Source organism: Agrobacterium bohemicum (assembly GCF_002896715.1).
In the GTDB taxonomy this organism is placed as follows: domain Bacteria; phylum Pseudomonadota; class Alphaproteobacteria; order Rhizobiales; family Rhizobiaceae; genus Agrobacterium; species Agrobacterium bohemicum.
The window spans coordinates 393,271-409,702 of record NZ_PGEL01000027.1 but is presented as its reverse complement, the minus strand read 5'-3'; the positions used below and the strand labels follow the sequence as shown (position 1 = coordinate 409,702).

The following is a 16,432-nucleotide window of genomic DNA, read 5'->3' as shown; positions in this document are numbered from 1 at the left end:
AACCTGATTGCTTCATCAGAAGCGCCCAGTCGATCCAAACGTGTGTGAAACACGCAGTAAACACAAAACCCGCCGATCGCTCGGCGGGTTTGTTTTATTCGGGGTAGCTCAATTCGTTCACGCCGCCTGTTTGGGCAGGCTGTTCATATCGATGACGAAACGGTAGCGGACGTCGCTCTTGATCATGCGCTCATAGGCTTCGTTGATCTGGTCGATGTTGATCATCTCGATATCGGCAGTGATTCCATTTNCAGCACAGAAATCCAGCATCTCCTGCGTCTCGGCAATGCCGCCGATCATGGAACCTGCAAAAGTCTTGCGGCCCGGGATGAGGCTGAAGGCGTGGACGGAGAGCGGCTTTTCAGGCGCCCCGACCTGCACCAGCGCACCATCGCGCTTCAACAGTGCCAGATAGGAGTCGATGTTATGGTCTGCTGCTACGGCGTCGATGATGAGATCGAGGCTGGAGGCAGCCTTCTTCATCTGCTCGGCGTCTTTCGAAACGATGACTTCATGCGCGCCAAGGCGCTTAGCGTCATCTGCTTTGCCGGGGGAGGTGGTGATCATGACAACGGTCGCACCCATGGCGCTGGCGATCTTGACAGCCATATGGCCGAGACCACCGAGGCCGACCACGCCTACACGGGTGCCAGGACCAGCATTCCAATGGCGCAGTGGCGAATAGGTGGTAATGCCTGCGCACAGCAGTGGCGCTGCTGCAGCAGCGTCCAGGCCTTCGGGGATGTTCAGCACATAGCGGTCGTCTACGACCACATGCGATGAATAACCGCCGAGCGTATGGGCATCGCCGCCCATGGCCTTATCCGGTGAGTTGTAAGTGCCGGTCATGCCGTTTTCGCAATATTGCTCGAGGCCTTCTGCGCAGCTGTCACAGCCGCGGCAGCTATCCACAATGCAGCCCACGCCGACGCGGTCGCCTGTTTTGAACTTGGTGACTTCGGCACCGACACGGCCAACACGGCCGACGATTTCGTGGCCGGGAACGCACGGGAAAAGCGAGCCTGCCCATTCTGCGCGGGCGGTGTGGATATCCGAATGGCAAACGCCGCAGAATTCAATCTCGATCTCGACGTCGCGCGGGCCGGGATCACGGCGCTTTATCGTGGAAAGTTTCAGCGGGGAGGAGCCATCATCGCAGGCATAGGCTGATGTCGTGAACATGAAATGTCACCTGTCTTAGGTTTATCGGATGGGGGCAGACAGCTAGATGGATATCCAGGTCTGCGTGTTGGAAACGTCGGTCGATACAGAAGGTTGCGGCCGGGCATCAGCCCATGTGTCGAACCGCTTCATTTTCCGTCGCGCCAAATACCTCTTCGAAGGCCTGGCGCAAGAAAATATCGACGTCTTCAATCATAACCGGCAATCCCAGATCGACAAGACTGGTCACGCCATATTTCGTGATGCCGCAGGGAACGATGCCGGTGAAATGCGAGAGATCAGGATCGACATTGATCGACAGACCATGAAAACTTACCCATTTGCGCAGACGGATGCCGAGCGCCGCAATCTTGTCTTCGCTGACGGCGCCATCCGGCAATAAAGGTTTTTCAGGACGACGTACCCACACACCAACACGGTCTTCACGCCGCTCTCCGCGTACATTCATCTTGTCGAGTGTGCGGATGATGACGTCTTCCAGGGCGGCCACATAGGCGCGCACATCCTGTTTGCGGCGCTTGAGATCCAGCATGACGTAGACGACGCGTTGGCCGGGGCCGTGGTAAGTATACTCACCGCCGCGCCCGGTGGCGTATACTGGAAAGCGGTCTGGCTGTATCAGGTCCGCGGAATTGGCGCTGGTGCCCGCAGTGTAAAGGGGAGGGTGTTCCAGCAGCCAGACCAGTTCGTTGGCTTTGCCATCTGCAATCGCCGCGACTTCGCGTTCCATCTCCTGGCTTGCCTGTTCGTAAGGCACAGGCGCATCGGAGATTCGCCAGCGAACGGGCGGTGAGCCGGGAATTGCCAGCATTTCTGTCTGGATATCGGTGCGTGTTAGCATGAAAAGTCCTTTCCACAGCCTTCTCGCAGAATGATTTCCAGGCTGCAAGCCCGGCATTTGCGGGCTTCTTTCATATAGGAACGACGCGCCAGATTTTTAATTTCAAAANTCTGTCATGACGCTCTTGTGCACCCAAAGTGCTTTTGGTACATGCACCTTCGTCGGCGCAAGTCGGCTCTACCACGATGCGGTCGTGGCGGAATTGGTAGACGCGCAGCGTTGAGGTCGCTGTGGGGCAACCCGTGGAAGTTCGAGTCTTCTCGACCGCACCAAAGAAACCCGCTTCGGCGGGTTTTTTCTTTTTAAACAGTATGTTCCATGCGTTTGTTGATGTGAATTCTCCGGCGTCGGCAACCTGTTAACGCTGGCGGCTTCGAGCTGCTGCGGTGCGGCGTTTGCTAACCTGTTTCTTCGCAACACGTGTTCTGGGCTTCCGCGTAGTCGTCGCCTTATCGCCTAGGGCGGCTTTGATGATGCTGCCTAAGATGCCGCCTGAAACTGACGTGGAGGCTTTCGCACGACGTTTGGTTCGCCGTGTTTGTCGCACACCTGTTTTCTTGAGGATTTCTGACATTGCGCCTTTCACGACGCCACTGATCAACTGGTCAACGATTTTCGACAACTGTGCCTCACATGCCTATAAAATGTCATCATTNATAATATAGGTGCGGCACCCAACATCAAGCGATCTTTCGGGGTTGCCCGCTCTAGGATTGCTTCTCATGACGAAAGTTTCGTCGCGACTCGTCTTTTATTTCCCCGGTTTCGATCCGCTCGATGCGGCAGCGCACCAGCGTCGCTATGAGCGCAGTGCTACGCAATCGGGCAAGACATTTGGTATCGCTTACACGGTGGGCGGTGTCACTCAAACGGCAGCGGGTAGCCGTATGGAGGTGGAGGCCCTACACGATGGCCATACAAATCAGTCCACTATCTTCATCCATGATCATAATGCGCTTATTTCACAGCTACGCGCGGCTTCCCTCTGGAAACAGATCGCGCTCGGTTTCAAGGCTGGTGCAGGCATCATCCGAGAGGGCGGAGCCTTCGCCTATTTCCGCCATGCCTGGCGATTCGGGCTGTTTTTNCTATTCCCGTTTCTATTCATCTCACTGGGGATCGCTGCCGCTCTATTGATTGCGGCGCTGCCGCTGCTGATCGGTGTTTCCACGCTTTTCTGTCTTCTCACCATTCCGCTTGGCTACCTCTTCTTCGCAAAAGGCGTGATGCCGTTTTCGGAGCGGTTTCACACCCTGCACCTATTTGCGGACTGGCGTTTTGCGCTCGCGGTAGGGCGTGACGAACCGTTGGCGAGGGATTGGATCGAGGACAAGGCGCATCGCGTACTGACGGCGCTGGAGCAGAGGTCAGACGAGGTTCTGTTCGTATCCCACAGCATGGGCGCAAGTCTGGCGCTTGCCGTTGCTGGCCGGGTGCTGGAGTTGAAGGCGGATGCCTTCGATAGTCGAAAGGTCTCGTTCGTCACGCTGGGGGGCGCTGCCCTTCAATGTGCGCTGCTATCCAGCGCGTCGCGGCTGCGCCAGAGCATTGGTGTCATGGCGCGTCATGGCGATCTGAATTGGTTCGATATCCAGTGCCTGACCGACCCCATCCATCTCTACAAGTGTCATACGGCGAAGCTTTCAGGGCACGGTGATGCCGGACAGCCGAAGATCGTGCCGATCCGTTTTAAGCATTCGCTATCGGATGAGCGCTACCGGAAAANCAAGAGCAATTTTTNGCGCATGCACCGTCAATATGTGTTGGGTTCTGACCGCAAATCGGGCTTCGATTTCACGTTGCTGACAGCAGGGCCGTTGCCCGTCGCCTCCTTCGCGGACTTGCGCTCCGACAAGCCGCCACAAATGTAAAAAGGCCCGCGCGAGGTTTCGCGCAGGCCTTTGATCTTGAGGACGTTTGGTTATTCCGGCGCGGACGTCTGCAAGGCGAGGGCATGCAGAACGCCGCCCATATTGCCCTTTAGTGCGTCATAGACCATCTGGTGCTGCTGCACGCGGCTTTTGCCCTTGAAGGCTTCTGCCACGACTTCTGCCGCGTAGTGATCGCCGTCACCGGCGAGATCACGAATGGTTACTTTTGCTCCGGGAATTCCGGCCTTAATCATGTCCTCAATGTCGCCGGGCTTCATTGGCATGGTATGTCTCCTCGATTATTCTGCAGCGGCGAGAAACTCGCCATCCATGAACTGAGGGAACCACGATTCATGGGCCGAGCGCAATTCATTAATCTCGACGGCGCGAGCCGTACCCAGCTTTACGGAGGAGCCGCCGGTCCTGCCGATAGCAACGAGCGAAACGCCTTCTGCTGCCGCCTGCGCGGTGACGGTTTCAAGGTTCTCCTGGCTGACCGTCAACACATAACGGGCCTGATCTTCGCCATAGAATGTCAGGACAGGATTGTGTCCTTCGACGGCATCCACGGTGGCACCGATATCGGACGCCATCGCCATTTCGGCAACAGCAAGTGCCAGGCCACCGGACGAGCAATCGTGGACTGCGCTGGTCAGGCCACCGGTGATGATGGCGCGGACGAAATCGCCGGTCTTCTTTTCGTGGGCCAGATCCACATGCGGCGCAGGGCCATCGGTGCGGCCATGGACATCGCGCATATAGACAGACTGCGCGATGTGTGAGCCCAGCCCCTCCGGAGCGCCCGCGAGAAGAATGACCTCATCGCTGGCTGCGAAGCGAATGCGGGCCATCTTGCCCCAATCGGCCATCAGGCCGACGCCACCAATGGTTGGCGTGGGCAGGATCGCCTGACCGTTGGTTTCGTTGTAAAGCGAGACGTTGCCGGAGACGATCGGGAATTCCAGAGCGAGGCAGGCTTCGCCAATGCCCTTGATGGCATGGACGAGCTGGCTCATGATTTCAGGCTTTTCCGGATTGCCGAAGTTCAGGTTATCGGTGGCGGCCAGCGGCAGCGCGCCAGTTGCGGTGATGTTGCGCCAGCATTCGGCAACGGCCTGTTTGCCGCCTTCGAAGGCGTCTGCCTCAACATAGCGCGGGGTAACGTCAGAGGAGAAAGCCAGCGCCTTCTTGTCATGCCCCTCGACGCGGACAACACCGGCGTCACCGCCCGGTAGTTGCAAGGAATTTCCCTGGATTAGCGTATCATACTGCTCATAAACCCAGCGACGCGACGAGTTGTTGGCAGAACCGACGAGCTTCAGAAGCGCGTCGGCGATATCGGCTTCCGGCACATCATCTTTCGCCAAAGGTGCTGGCACCTTGGCAGACGTCCATGGGCGGTCATATTCGGGGGCTTCGTCGCCCAGTTCCTTGATCGGCAGGTTGGCGACTTCTTCGCCATTGTGCAGAACGCGGAAGCGCAGGTCGTCGGTCGTCTTGCCGACGATGGCGAAGTCCAGACCCCATTTGACGAAGATCGCCTTGGCGACCTCTTCCTTGGAAGGCTCGAGAACCATGAGCATACGCTCCTGGCTTTCCGACAGCATCATTTCGTATGCGGTCATGCGTTCTTCGCGAACCGGAACCTGATCAAGGTTGAGTTCGATGCCGAGGTCGCCCTTGGCACCCATTTCGACGGCAGAGCAGGTAAGGCCAGCGGCGCCCATGTCCTGAATGGCGATGACGGCGCCCGTCTTCATCAGTTCAAGGCAGGCTTCCAGCAGGCACTTTTCGGTGAAGGGNTCGCCGACCTGAACGGTAGGACGCTTTTCTTCGATGGATTCGTCGAACTCGGCCGACGCCATGGTCGCACCGCCGACGCCGTCACGGCCTGTCTTTGCGCCGAGATAAACGACCGGCAGGCCAACGCCTTTGGCTTCCGACAAGAAAATCGCGTCTGACTTAGCGAGACCCGCTGCAAAAGCGTTGACGAGAATGTTGCCGTTGTAGCGCGCGTCAAACTCGACTTCGCCACCGACTGTCGGAACGCCGAAGGAATTACCGTAGCCACCGACGCCGGCAACGACGCCAGCTACGAGGTGGCGGGTTTTCGGATGATCCGGCGAGCCGAAGCGCAGCGCGTTCATGGCGGCGATTGGGCGCGCACCCATGGTGAAGACATCGCGCAGGATGCCGCCGACGCCGGTTGCTGCGCCCTGGTACGGCTCGATGTAGGATGGGTGGTTGTGGCTTTCCATTTNGAAGACGACGACGTCGCCGTCATCGATATCCACAACGCCTGCGTTTTCGCCAGGGCCCTGAATGACGCGCGGACCCGTCGTCGGCAGGGTCTTCAGCCACTTCTTGGACGATTTGTAGGAGCAGTGCTCGTTCCACATCGCGGAGAAAATGCCAAGCTCGGTAAAGCTCGGCTCGCGTCCGATGAGGTCGAGGATACGCTGGTATTCATCGGGCTTCAGCCCATGGGATGCAATGAGTTCCGGGGTGATCTGGATATGATTTGGAAGTGTCATAGGTCTCACGGGGTTCGAGCCGGTACGGGAGTTTCCGGTTCTTTATCGCAAGAGACGGCATCGTGCGACAGGAAAATGTCCTGAGTACCCCGCAAAATCGGCCTTTAACCCAATTTTCATAGCTTGTCTCGCGTGTCAGGCTACGCCTTCATAGCCGGCAGAGCCATTGTCCAGCAGTTGTCGTAGTATGCCGAAGGCTTCGGTAAGCTCGTCGCGGGTTTNGGGGGCGGAAAAACTGATGCGTACCCGGTGATAGATTTTTNCCGATCGCCCGGCTTTGAACTCATCCTCGTCATCTATGAGGATGCCTTCCTTCATGGCCGCACTGCGGAACGTACCTGATAGCCAAGGTTCCGGTAATTTGAGCCACAGGAAAGGAATATCAGGCATCGAATTGAATTCGAAATCCGCAAAGGCGCTGCGGGCAATCTGCTCACGCGCATTGATCTCTTCGGTGACGTTGCTGCGTATGTCATGCGCATCGCCGCTATTGACCATACGGGCGCAGAGTTCAGCCAGCAGGAATGGCAGGCCGCCGGTCATCATGGCGTGGGAAATGCGGATGCGCGAGGCGAAGTTCGATGGGCAGGCCACCCAGCCGCCACGCACGCCAGCCGAAACGGATTTCGACAAGCCGCCGACGACAAAAGTGAGGTCAGGCGCGAATTCAGCGATCATCGGCGGCTGGTCGATGACCATCGCGCCGTAGAGGTTATCTTCTATGATCCAGACATTGTACCGGCGGGCGATATCGGCAATGGTACGGCGGCGATCTTCGGGAAGCGTCGCGCAGGTGGGGTTTTGACCCGTCGGCATGAGGAAANTCATCTTCGGATGCTGCTGCGCGCAGACCCGCTCGAAGTCTTCAGGGATGATACCCTGCTCATCGCTTTCCACCAAAGACGCGCGGCGTCCGGCCAAAATCGCGGCTCTAGCAATCTGAGAATAGGTGACGGGCTCAAAAACGATCCGATCGCCTGGCGATGTCATGGCCGTAATGACACCCATGATGGCCGCATGAGCGCCGAGGGTAGGGACAATGCTGTCCCCCGTGGGCGACCAGCCGCCCTGGCTCAGCCAGCGTACACCGGCCTGCGCCCATTCCTGCGGAAATGCCCGCGCATAGTCGGTGATCTGCAGCGAGCATTCCTTGACGATCTCGGAGATATGCCGGTCGATCAATAGGTTTTGACCGATATCAGGCGCAGCCGTCGTGTTTAGGCGAAACTTGTTTGGTGTATCGGAAGTAGGCCGCGTGCCGCCGAAGGATGCGGCTGCTCGTTCTGGCTTGGCGGCCGGGCTGGGTGTCTGGCTGGCATTCACATAGGTTCCGCGTCCAACTTCACCGCTAACCAAACCACGCTCGTGAATGAGCGAATAAGCGCGGCTGATTGTACCGATTGTCACCCCTAGATCGAAAGCGAGATTTCGCTGAGGCGGTAGTTTTGCGCCAGCGGCAAGGACGCCGTCCGAAATCGCAGCTTCGATCTGGTCAGCGAGCCGGATGTAAAGCGGGCTTGTACCATCGGCGAGGTTTGGTATCCAATTTGTCATGGTGACAATTTCTACATTGTATTCATTGTCACGTCAATTGTATCTATAAACACGAGTTCAATGAGGGACGCTTTGCGGTGATAGGTGCAATATGCTTAAGATGGATCAATATATCAGTACAATAGAAACAATGTATCCCGACGGATATCAGCGCGAGCGGGTTTTTCGGGATAGCGGCGACATGGTTGCACCTCAGTCACTGAAGGTAGCGCGCGGTTTCATTGGACGATTGATCGAGGCAATTGCGCTTTGGAAGAGCAAACGTGCTGGCAGGCTTGCGCTTCGCGAGCTGACCGATGAACAATTATGTGACATCGGCATCAGCAGACAACAGGCTCGGGATGAGGCGCAAAAGGCGTCATTCCCATCCTGGCCGACGCGGCCGCTTTGATATCTTTNGATATCTAACGCGAAACGTAATTTTCCGCCGCAATGTGACGCTGTGTTCCCAAGGTGTCACACCGTTGTCGGTAGACCCGCCATGCGCCAGTCCCAACCGGTGCTGGCGGGGTTTNGTCTTTACGAGCAGCCCTTGCCGCCATTTACCCAACGCTTCACGTCTGTAGTGATACGGGCCGCATGCGGTTCATTCATGGCAGGTCCGAAGGCGTCAACCTTGGCCGGGTTGCCTTCCGCCTGAACCACCAACATTGGGCGCGATTCAGGGCTGTTGCGCGGCACCAGCAAAATACGTGGGCGACCGGAGAATGAATTGAGCTCAGGTGCAAGGCGGTAAGCCTTGAACGCCGGATCGCCAGACTTGAACCAGCAGGCATTGGCACCCAGCGCCACACGCTCCATGACGGGCAGCGCTGCCTGCGATGAGGCCGAGGAAGCTGCTGGCTTTTTTNCGGACTGGCAGGCCGCCAGAGACAGCGCGATGAGGCCGAGGTTTGCAATGTTGAATGCGGTACGACGGGGCAGGCGGTTCATCGCTTCAATCCATAAACGTGGGATGTAAAAAANGCCGGTATAAACCGGCTTTATTAATAATTAGGCGGCGATCACGCCCAGTGCGGACGCAAACAGCGCGCGTCCATCATTGCCACCGTGAGCGGCTTCGATCAGGTTTTCCGGATGCGGCATCATGCCGAGAACATTGCCCTTGGCATTGATGATACCGGCGATGTCATTCAGAGACCCATTCGGGTTGGTGCCTTCGGCATAACGGAACACGACCTGCCCCTTGTCTTCGATTGACCTCAGTTGCTCCGGCTCTACGAAATAGTTGCCATCATGGTGGGCAACGGGAGAGCGGATGATCTGGCCCTTGTCATAAGCGCGGGTGAATTCTGTGTCGTTATTGACGACTTCGAGCTTCACTTCGCGGCAGACGAATTTGAGCGATGCATTGCGCATCAGCGCACCGGGCAACATGCCAGCTTCGACCAATATCTGGAAGCCATTGCAGACACCAAGAACCTTGACGCCTTTTTCAGCTTTTTCGCGGATGGCCTGCATGACCGGCATCCGTGCGGCAATGGCACCGCAACGGAGGTAATCGCCATAGGAAAAGCCGCCGGGAATGACGATCAGGTCCACATCGGGAATCTCTGTTTCGGTCTGCCAGATGGTGACAGGAGCCTTGCCGGAAATCCGTGTCAAAGCCGCGATCATGTCACGGTCGCGATTGAGGCCCGGAAGCTGGACGACTGCGGATTTCATGGTGTCGACTCCTGAGCGTCAGAGAATAGCGATAGAGTAGTTTTCGATCACCGTGTTGGCGAGGAGCTTTTCGCACATCGCCTTAAGGTCGGCTTCGGCTTTCGCCGGGTCGGCTGCATCCAGTTCCAGATCGAAGACCTTGCCCTGACGGACCTGGCCGACGCCATCGAAACYGAGRCTGCCAAGCGCACCTTCGATTGCCTTACCCTGCGGATCGAGAACGCCGTTCTTCAGCGTAACAGTCACCCGTGCCTTGATCACCTGATGCTCTCCTGATGTCACTTGACCAGAACCGGGCCGGTGCCGCGGATTGGTTCATTTTCGTTGATGATGCCGAGACGACGCGCAACTTCCGAATAGGCTTCGACAAGCCCACCCATATCGCGGCGAAAACGGTCTTTGTCCATCTTTTCCTGCGTTTCGATGTCCCACAGACGGCAGCTATCAGGGGAAATCTCATCTGCCAGAACAATGCGCATCATGTCGCCTTCGAACAGGCGGCCGCATTCGATCTTGAAATCGACGAGCTGGATGCCGACACCGAGGAAAAGACCGGAAAGAAAGTCGTTGACGCGGATGGCGAGCGCCATGATGTCATCAAGCTCGGCCGGGTTCGCCCAGCCAAAAGCGGTGATGTGTTCTTCGGAGACCATCGGATCTTCGAGTGCATCCGATTTGTAATAGAACTCGATGATTGAGCGTGGCAGAACAACGCCTTCATCGATGCCAAGCCTTTTTGAGAGCGAGCCAGCGGCGACGTTGCGTACGACGATCTCAAGCGGAATCATCTCCACTTCCTTGATCAACTGCTCGCGCATGTTGAGGCGGCGGATGAAGTGCGTCGGAATGCCGATTTTATTGAGATGCGTGAACACATATTCGCAGATGCGGTTGTTCAAAACACCCTTACCATCGATGACTTCGTGCTTCTTCTTATTGAAGGCAGTTGCGTCGTCCTTGAAGAACTGGATGAGAGTTCCCGGCTCTGGACCTTCGTAAAGGATCTTGGCCTTGCCTTCGTAAATACGGCGGCGACGGTTCATATTAACAAATCTCTTGGTTGGCGCCGGTGGGCGGCGTTCGTTTCGTCAGTTGAAGCGGTCCCATAAAGGAAANGAAGCAATTCCACAATGAGGCAGGGCCACGTTCGCTTCAATTCTGGCCTTTGCATGTTGCTTCTACGAGGTGGTGAAGCACGCGCTAGGCCTTTTCAACAGGTTTATTTTACAACGATAGACACATGGTACAGAAAAACACCACGCCATGATATCCGGGTTAAAATTATGTTTNGGGCAAAAGAAACTTGAAATATGGCATCAATATCCACGCCTATAGACAAAGGGCCTTCACTTGGGCGCAACAACGCCAACGGCTTTGGCAGATGTTGACCGTGACCTGTGACGAGAAGCCTCCCGCCATCCGGCGGTTGCAACGAACGCCCCCACCTGATCGGCCGGGAGTGGACGACACAAAGCGTAACCTTGAAGCGAATCGCAGCCAATATCTTGCAGGATGCGGATATGCTCTGCCGTCTCTACGCCCTCCGCCACCACCTTGATACCCAGCGAGTGGCCGATATCTATAATGGAACTCAGCAGTTTGCGTTGCTCGGTCGATTGCGGCGCCAGACGTACGAGCTCGCGATCCACCTTCAATGTGCTCGGATTGACCCTCAAAAGTCCAATGATCGAGGCGTGACCGGTACCGAAGTCATCGATTTCGATGTCGATGCCCAATTGGCGCAACTTCTGCATATTGTGAATGGTGATGTCGTCGCTGTCATCGAGGAAGATGGATTCGAGCAATTCAAACGACAGTGTTCCCGGCTGGATATGAAGGCCATCAAGCGTTGCCATCAGGCCGGGGTCGTGCAGACGCCGTGCGGACACATTGACTGACACCTTGGGTATGGGAATGCCAGCCGTCTGCCATCGCCTGAAATCCGCCAGCGCCTTTTCAAGAATGACGCCATCGATGGCTGCTACGGCATCGAGGTCTTCCGCGATTGCGAGAAACTTGTCCGGCGTCAAAATACCTTCGACCGGGTGATTCCACCGCGCTAGCGTCTCCGCTCCTGAAATGTCCAATGTCTTCGCGTCGAACTGTAACTGGTAGTAGGGAACGAACTCGTCTCGCTCCAGTGCCGTCAGTATCTCGTCGGAAACACGTTTCGTATTGATCAGCCAGTCCTGCGTATCGGTCGAGAAAAACTCACATCTGTTGCGACCGCGCTTTTTGGCATTGTAGAGCGCGATATCCGCATTCAGAAGAACCTGTTTGTAATCCAGATTCGGTCCGATGCCGCAGGCGATTCCAATGCTGGCACCGAACCGGCATTCGTGCCCCTCGTAAAGAACGGGCTTGCGAAGCTCTTCGATGAGCCTGTTGGCGAGCGCCGCGATAACGCTCGTGTTGCCGTAAAAGGGCGATAGAAATACAAACTCGTCGCCGCCGATGCGCGCAGCGAAGTCACCGGGTTTCAGGTTGTCACGTAACATGTCTGCGACATGTTTCAGAATCGCGTCGCCCGTATGATGGCCTAGCGTGTCATTGATCTGCTTGAAGCGATCAAGATCGATATGCAGGATTGCTATGCCCATCTGACTCTCGCTGCAGTCTGCGGTACGCTTGCCAAGCACGTCGTCCAGACAGCGGCGATTTGGCAAGTCGGTTAGATAATCATGCATCGCATTGTGTTCGATGCTGACTCTTGCTTCTTCCAGGTCGATGTTACGCGCTTCCGCAAGTGCTTTCTCGCGCTCCAACTCCTGCCGCAGAAGCACATCTGCGGTGACGTCCCAGTTCACTCCGATCATTTTCTTGCTGCCATCGATATCGATGAAGGGCAGCGACCGCGCGCGTATATAGCGTAGTGCGCCATCCGGTAATATGATCCGGTAGTCTTCCGAAANTGGCTGAAGTTTGTCGATCTTGTTCGAGACGTTGTCTCCGACCCTGCCCAGATCATCGGGGTGAACGCGCGATTCCCATAGCCCGCCAATCTTGACGGGCATACTTCTATCGACGCTGTACATTTCGTACATGCGACCGTCCCAGGTGGTTTCGCCAGCTTCGAAATCCACCTCGAACACGCCGACCTGAGACGCTTCGAGCGCCACTTTCAGGTGACGCGAAATACGCTCCATCTGATGTTCGCTGGCTTTGCGTTCGGATACGTCCATATCTGTGCCGACAATGCGGACGGGTCTGCCATTCTCGTCGCGCTCTACGCAGGCCCCGCGACATTCGATCCAGACCCAGTGGCCTTGCTTATGACGTTCTCGATACTGGAAGGAGACATAGGCAGGATCACCTGCGTTCTGCCGTTCGATGCAATACAATGTGTGTTCGCGATCATCGGGATGAAGCAACTCCAGCCATTTGTCGAAATCCGTTTCGATCGGCTCGTCAGGTGTCAAGCCGCGCATAGCGCGCCATGTATCGGAGCCATACATTTCGCCGGTTACGAAATTCTGGTCCCATACGCCGGACAGCGAGTTGACGAGTGCGTTGTTCCAGCGGCTTTCGCGGAACGCTATTTCTTTCTCTCGCGCCCGCTGGTCGCTGATGTCAGTCAACTGCACCAGTACAGTGGAATTGCGACCAGAGCCGATATTGCTAAAAGACAATACGGCGTGCCGTTCCGCCGCTTCAGCGCCGTTTAGCCGTACCTCCAACGTTACAGGTGATCCACATGCCAAACTGCCAAGAGCAGCAGTTACGCTACCGTGATCATCCGGGTGAACGAAATCCAGAATATGAACCTGGTGATCTGACGCAACGAAAGTAAGGTTTGATGAAACGTAGAAGATTTTACCGCTCTTGTTGATGTGAAGGGCGGGAACTGGCAGGGCGTCAAGAAACTCTATCGGCAACAGGTCCTGATTCACGCGATCCTGCCATATGTTATTAGAAAAAATCTTACACGAACGGGCGCGTATAATCCTCACATTACTGTCGCAGACTTAAGTCCGCATTAAAAGATAGCGTGACGTTTCCAACCTGTAATTTTAAATCCGTATTTTAGTAAATTTAGTCGGGGAAACCTTCGGGTCGTTTCAGCTTGCTGAGAAACTGAGCAAACACCATGGTGCCCTCTGGCCAAGGACCGTGGCCGGATTCCCTGTTGATGTGACCGGACATGCCAGCGTCGATCAATGTCGAGCCCCACGCATTGGCGATGTCACCGGCATGCTCGTATGTGCCAAATGGGTCGTTCTGGCTTGCTATTGTAATCGTAGGGAATGGCAGTGGATCGCGCGGGTAGGGGCCAAATGTCATCAAATGCTTTGGCTTTATCGCCGGGTTCGCGACATCCGGCGGCGACACCAGCATGGCACCGGCAATCTTGTTCTTGATTTGCGGTAGCGCGTGAATGACCGTCGGCACGCCCAGCGAATGTGCAACCAGCACCACAGGCCGCGTGCAGGAGTTCACCTCTTCGACCAGCTTCGCCACCCAATCATCTTTGACTGGCTTCGACCACTCTGCCTGTTCGACACGCCGGGCTGTCGACAGTTTTTCCTGCCAGCGGCTTTGCCAGTGTTCAGGACCGGAATTGGTATAGCCGGGAACGATGAGGATATCTGTTTCAGATGCTTTCATACGGCGTATCTCGGTATCAGAACCGCCACAATCAAGACCGTGGCGGTTTGTTTGATGGAATTGATCAGGCGTTGCCAAAAACGCGGGTGAAAATCGTATCTACATGCTTGGTGTGATAGCCCAGATCGAATTTCTCGCGGATTTTTNCTTCCGGCAATGCAGCACGGACTTCGTCGTCGGCCAGAAGTTCTTCGAGAAAGTCCTTGCCTTCTTCCCAAACACGCATGGCGTTGCGCTGCACGAGACGGTAGGAATCCTCACGCGAAACGCCTGCCTGCGTCAGCGCCAAGAGAACGCGCTGCGAGTGCACGAGGCCGCGGAACTTGTTCATGTTCTTGAGCATGTTGTCTGGATAGATCACCAGCTTCTCGACAACGCCCGCAAGACGGTTCAGCGCAAAATCGAGCGTGATGGTCGTGTCGGGGCCAATGGCGCGCTCTACGGAGGAGTGGCTGATATCGCGCTCGTGCCAGAGGGCAACGTTTTCCATGGCCGGAACGACCGACATGCGTACCAGACGCGCAAGGCCGGTAAGGTTTTCCGTCAGCACCGGGTTGCGCTTGTGTGGCATGGCCGACGAGCCCTTCTGGCCGGGAGAAAAGAACTCTTCCGCTTCCAGAACTTCGGTGCGCTGCATGTGGCGGATTTCAATCGCGACGTTTTCGATAGAGGACGCGATGACGCCGAGCGTTGCGAAGAACATGGCGTGACGATCGCGTGGAATAACCTGTGTCGAGACTGGCTCCGGTGCAAGGCCGAGTGCCTTGCAGACATGCTCTTCGACCGAAGGATCGATGTTTGCGAAGGTACCAACAGCACCAGAGATAGCGCCGGTCGCAATTTCAGCGCGGGCATTGACCAGACGGGCGCGGTTGCGGTCCATCTCGGCATAGAAGCGGGCAAAGGTCAGCCCCATCGTCGTCGGTTCGGCATGGATGCCGTGGCTGCGACCGATGCGGACCGTGTCCTTGTGCTCGAAGGCGCGGGTCTTGAGGGCCGCGAGAACGCGGTCCATGTCGGCGATCAGAAGATCGGCGGCGCGGACCAACTGGATGTTCAGCGTCGTGTCCAGCACATCAGACGATGTCATACCCTGGTGGATAAAGCGGCTGTCAGGACCGACAAACTCTGCGAGATGCGTGAGGAAAGCAATGACGTCATGCTTTGTAACGGCTTCGATCTCGTCGATGCGCGCAACATCGAACTGGGCCGCGCCGCCCTTTTCCCATATGGTCTTGGCTGCTTCCTTGGGAATGACGCCGATGTCGGCGAGAGCATCACAAGCATGTGCCTCGATTTCGAACCAGATGCGGAACTTGGTTTCCGGCGACCAGATTGCGACCATTTCCGGCCGGGAATAACGAGGGATCATGGCAATGACTTTCTCTCAGGAAGGAATATTTCTGCCCCTTTAGCAAACTGTTCCGGCAATCTCAACGCATTGAAGGGCCGGACTGGTGTGGCGAAGGGCAGGAGCCGCCACATTGTGGGCCGCTTAGCTGCGGCCCTGTTCTGCGGAAGCGCGCACCGCGCTGACCATCTTGCGGTAATCGTCCACGCCGTCGCCCTTGAAGATGGCAGAGCCGGCGACCAGAACGTTGGCACCGGCGGCAATCGCGCTTCCCGCCGTATCGATGGTAATACCGCCGTCGACTTCGAGTTCGATCGGCCTGTCGCCAATCATGGACTTGGCGGCACGGATTTTCTCCAGCATGGCAGGAATGAATTTCTGGCCGCCAAAGCCGGGGTTTACACTCATGATGAGGATAAGATCGACGTCATCGAGCACGTTTNCCAGAACCGATAGCGGCGTCGCCGGGTTCAGCGTGACCCCGACTTTTTNGCCGAGAGAGCGGATCGTTTGCAGCGAGCGGTGCAGATGCAGGCCCGCTTCCGCATGAACGGTGATGCCGTCGCAGCCCGCCTTGGCAAAGGCTTCGAGATAGGGGTCGGCTGGCGCAATCATCAGGTGGCAATCGAAGAAAGCCTGGCTGTGCGGGCGCAGCGCCTTGATGACGTCGGGACCGAAAGAGATGTTCGGCACGAAATGACCGTCCATGATGTCGAGGTGAATCCAGTCGGCACCGGCGGCCGTCACATCGGCCACTTCCTGCCCGAGTTTTGCAAAGTTGGCAGCCAGAATGGAGGGGGCGATCCGCACGGGAAGAGACATCTGCAAA

At 56.5% G+C, this 16,432-nt stretch carries 15 protein-coding genes and 1 tRNA gene; 3 read left to right on the top strand and 13 right to left on the bottom strand.

Features of this window, described 5'->3' with window-relative positions:
- Positions 1-117: 117 nt before the first annotated feature.
- Both CUC55_RS17405 and lipB read right to left on the bottom strand, forming a co-directional pair.
- Positions 118-1,182: an NAD(P)-dependent alcohol dehydrogenase gene (locus CUC55_RS17405; protein WP_103088644.1), complete on the bottom strand. Its 1,065-nt coding sequence runs from the start codon at positions 1,180-1,182 to the stop codon at positions 118-120.
- Between the two features lie 106 nt (positions 1,183-1,288).
- Entirely contained in the window at positions 1,289-2,023 is a 735-nt protein-coding gene (gene lipB, locus CUC55_RS17400; RefSeq protein WP_067643528.1) for a lipoyl(octanoyl) transferase LipB, read from the bottom strand.
- A 187-nt stretch (positions 2,024-2,210) separates the two neighbouring features.
- Here lipB and CUC55_RS17395 point away from each other — a divergent pair.
- Together CUC55_RS17395 and CUC55_RS17385 are read left to right on the top strand one after the other, a co-directional pair.
- Positions 2,211-2,295 (top strand) — tRNA-Leu (locus tag CUC55_RS17395).
- Positions 2,296-2,745: 450 nt separating this feature from the next.
- Positions 2,746-3,894 (top strand): hypothetical protein, encoded by a 1,149-nt coding sequence (locus CUC55_RS17385; protein ID WP_103088643.1) that lies wholly within the window; start codon positions 2,746-2,748, stop codon positions 3,892-3,894.
- 50 nt (positions 3,895-3,944) lie between these two features.
- Here CUC55_RS17385 and CUC55_RS17380 read toward each other — a convergent pair whose 3' ends face one another.
- The 3 genes from CUC55_RS17380 to CUC55_RS17370 all read right to left on the bottom strand — a co-directional run bounded on the left by CUC55_RS17380 (position 3,945) and on the right by CUC55_RS17370 (position 7,982).
- Positions 3,945-4,178, bottom strand: coding sequence for a BolA family protein (locus CUC55_RS17380; protein WP_062449602.1), 234 nt, complete (start codon positions 4,176-4,178; stop codon positions 3,945-3,947).
- A gap of 15 nt (positions 4,179-4,193) precedes the next feature.
- On the bottom strand, positions 4,194-6,428 hold the full coding sequence (gene purL, locus CUC55_RS17375) for a phosphoribosylformylglycinamidine synthase subunit PurL (RefSeq protein WP_103088642.1): 2,235 nt from the start codon (positions 6,426-6,428) through the stop codon (positions 4,194-4,196).
- 135 nt (positions 6,429-6,563) lie between these two features.
- On the bottom strand, positions 6,564-7,982 hold the full coding sequence (locus CUC55_RS17370; protein ID WP_103088641.1) for an aminotransferase-like domain-containing protein: 1,419 nt from the start codon (positions 7,980-7,982) through the stop codon (positions 6,564-6,566).
- Positions 7,983-8,163: 181 nt separating this feature from the next.
- Here CUC55_RS17370 and CUC55_RS17365 point away from each other — a divergent pair, with 181 nt between their 5' ends.
- Entirely contained in the window at positions 8,164-8,373 is a 210-nt protein-coding gene (locus CUC55_RS17365) for a DUF1127 domain-containing protein (RefSeq protein ID WP_245303729.1), read from the top strand.
- A gap of 128 nt (positions 8,374-8,501) precedes the next feature.
- Here the strand turns inward: CUC55_RS17365 and CUC55_RS17360 are convergent, their stop codons facing one another.
- The 8 genes from CUC55_RS17360 to rpe form a co-directional block, all read right to left on the bottom strand.
- Positions 8,502-8,915 carry a hypothetical protein gene (locus CUC55_RS17360; protein WP_103088640.1) on the bottom strand — a complete coding sequence of 138 codons (414 nt, stop codon included), beginning with the start codon at positions 8,913-8,915 and terminating at the stop codon, positions 8,502-8,504.
- Between the two features lie 60 nt (positions 8,916-8,975).
- Positions 8,976-9,647, bottom strand: a complete 672-nt coding sequence (gene purQ, locus CUC55_RS17355; protein ID WP_067643510.1) for a phosphoribosylformylglycinamidine synthase subunit PurQ — start codon at positions 9,645-9,647, stop codon at positions 8,976-8,978.
- Between the two features lie 18 nt (positions 9,648-9,665).
- Positions 9,666-9,908, bottom strand: a complete 243-nt coding sequence (gene purS / locus CUC55_RS17350) for a phosphoribosylformylglycinamidine synthase subunit PurS (RefSeq protein WP_103088639.1) — start codon at positions 9,906-9,908, stop codon at positions 9,666-9,668.
- A 17-nt stretch (positions 9,909-9,925) separates the two neighbouring features.
- Entirely contained in the window at positions 9,926-10,690 is a 765-nt protein-coding gene (purC, locus tag CUC55_RS17345) for a phosphoribosylaminoimidazolesuccinocarboxamide synthase (protein WP_067643505.1), read from the bottom strand.
- Between the two features lie 303 nt (positions 10,691-10,993).
- Positions 10,994-13,234 (bottom strand): bifunctional diguanylate cyclase/phosphodiesterase, encoded by a 2,241-nt coding sequence (locus CUC55_RS17340; RefSeq protein ID WP_425352871.1) that lies wholly within the window; start codon positions 13,232-13,234, stop codon positions 10,994-10,996.
- 445 nt (positions 13,235-13,679) lie between these two features.
- Positions 13,680-14,252 carry an RBBP9/YdeN family alpha/beta hydrolase gene (locus CUC55_RS17335; RefSeq protein ID WP_067643500.1) on the bottom strand — a complete coding sequence of 191 codons (573 nt, stop codon included), beginning with the start codon at positions 14,250-14,252 and terminating at the stop codon, positions 13,680-13,682.
- A gap of 64 nt (positions 14,253-14,316) precedes the next feature.
- A complete protein-coding gene (gene purB / locus CUC55_RS17330; protein ID WP_103088638.1) occupies positions 14,317-15,624 on the bottom strand; it encodes an adenylosuccinate lyase in 1,308 nt (435 codons plus the stop codon).
- A gap of 123 nt (positions 15,625-15,747) precedes the next feature.
- Positions 15,748-16,425: a ribulose-phosphate 3-epimerase gene (gene rpe / locus CUC55_RS17325; protein ID WP_103088637.1), complete on the bottom strand. Its 678-nt coding sequence runs from the start codon at positions 16,423-16,425 to the stop codon at positions 15,748-15,750.
- Positions 16,426-16,432: the final 7 nt, after the last annotated feature.

Excerpts from the sequence above, each read along its gene's own strand:
- lipB (WP_067643528.1), bottom strand. The coding sequence starts at position 2,023 with ATGCTAACACGCACCGATATCCAGACAGAAATGCTGGCAATTCCCGGC.
- CUC55_RS17380 (WP_062449602.1), bottom strand. The coding sequence starts at position 4,178 with ATGCCAATGAAGCCCGGCGACATTGAGGACATGATTAAGGCCGGAATT.
- CUC55_RS17365 (WP_245303729.1), top strand. The coding sequence starts at position 8,164 with ATGGTTGCACCTCAGTCACTGAAGGTAGCGCGCGGTTTCATTGGACGA.
- purQ (WP_067643510.1), bottom strand. The coding sequence starts at position 9,647 with ATGAAATCCGCAGTCGTCCAGCTTCCGGGCCTCAATCGCGACCGTGAC.
- purC (WP_067643505.1), bottom strand. The coding sequence starts at position 10,690 with ATGAACCGTCGCCGCCGTATTTACGAAGGCAAGGCCAAGATCCTTTAC.
- CUC55_RS17335 (WP_067643500.1), bottom strand. The coding sequence starts at position 14,252 with ATGAAAGCATCTGAAACAGATATCCTCATCGTTCCCGGCTATACCAAT.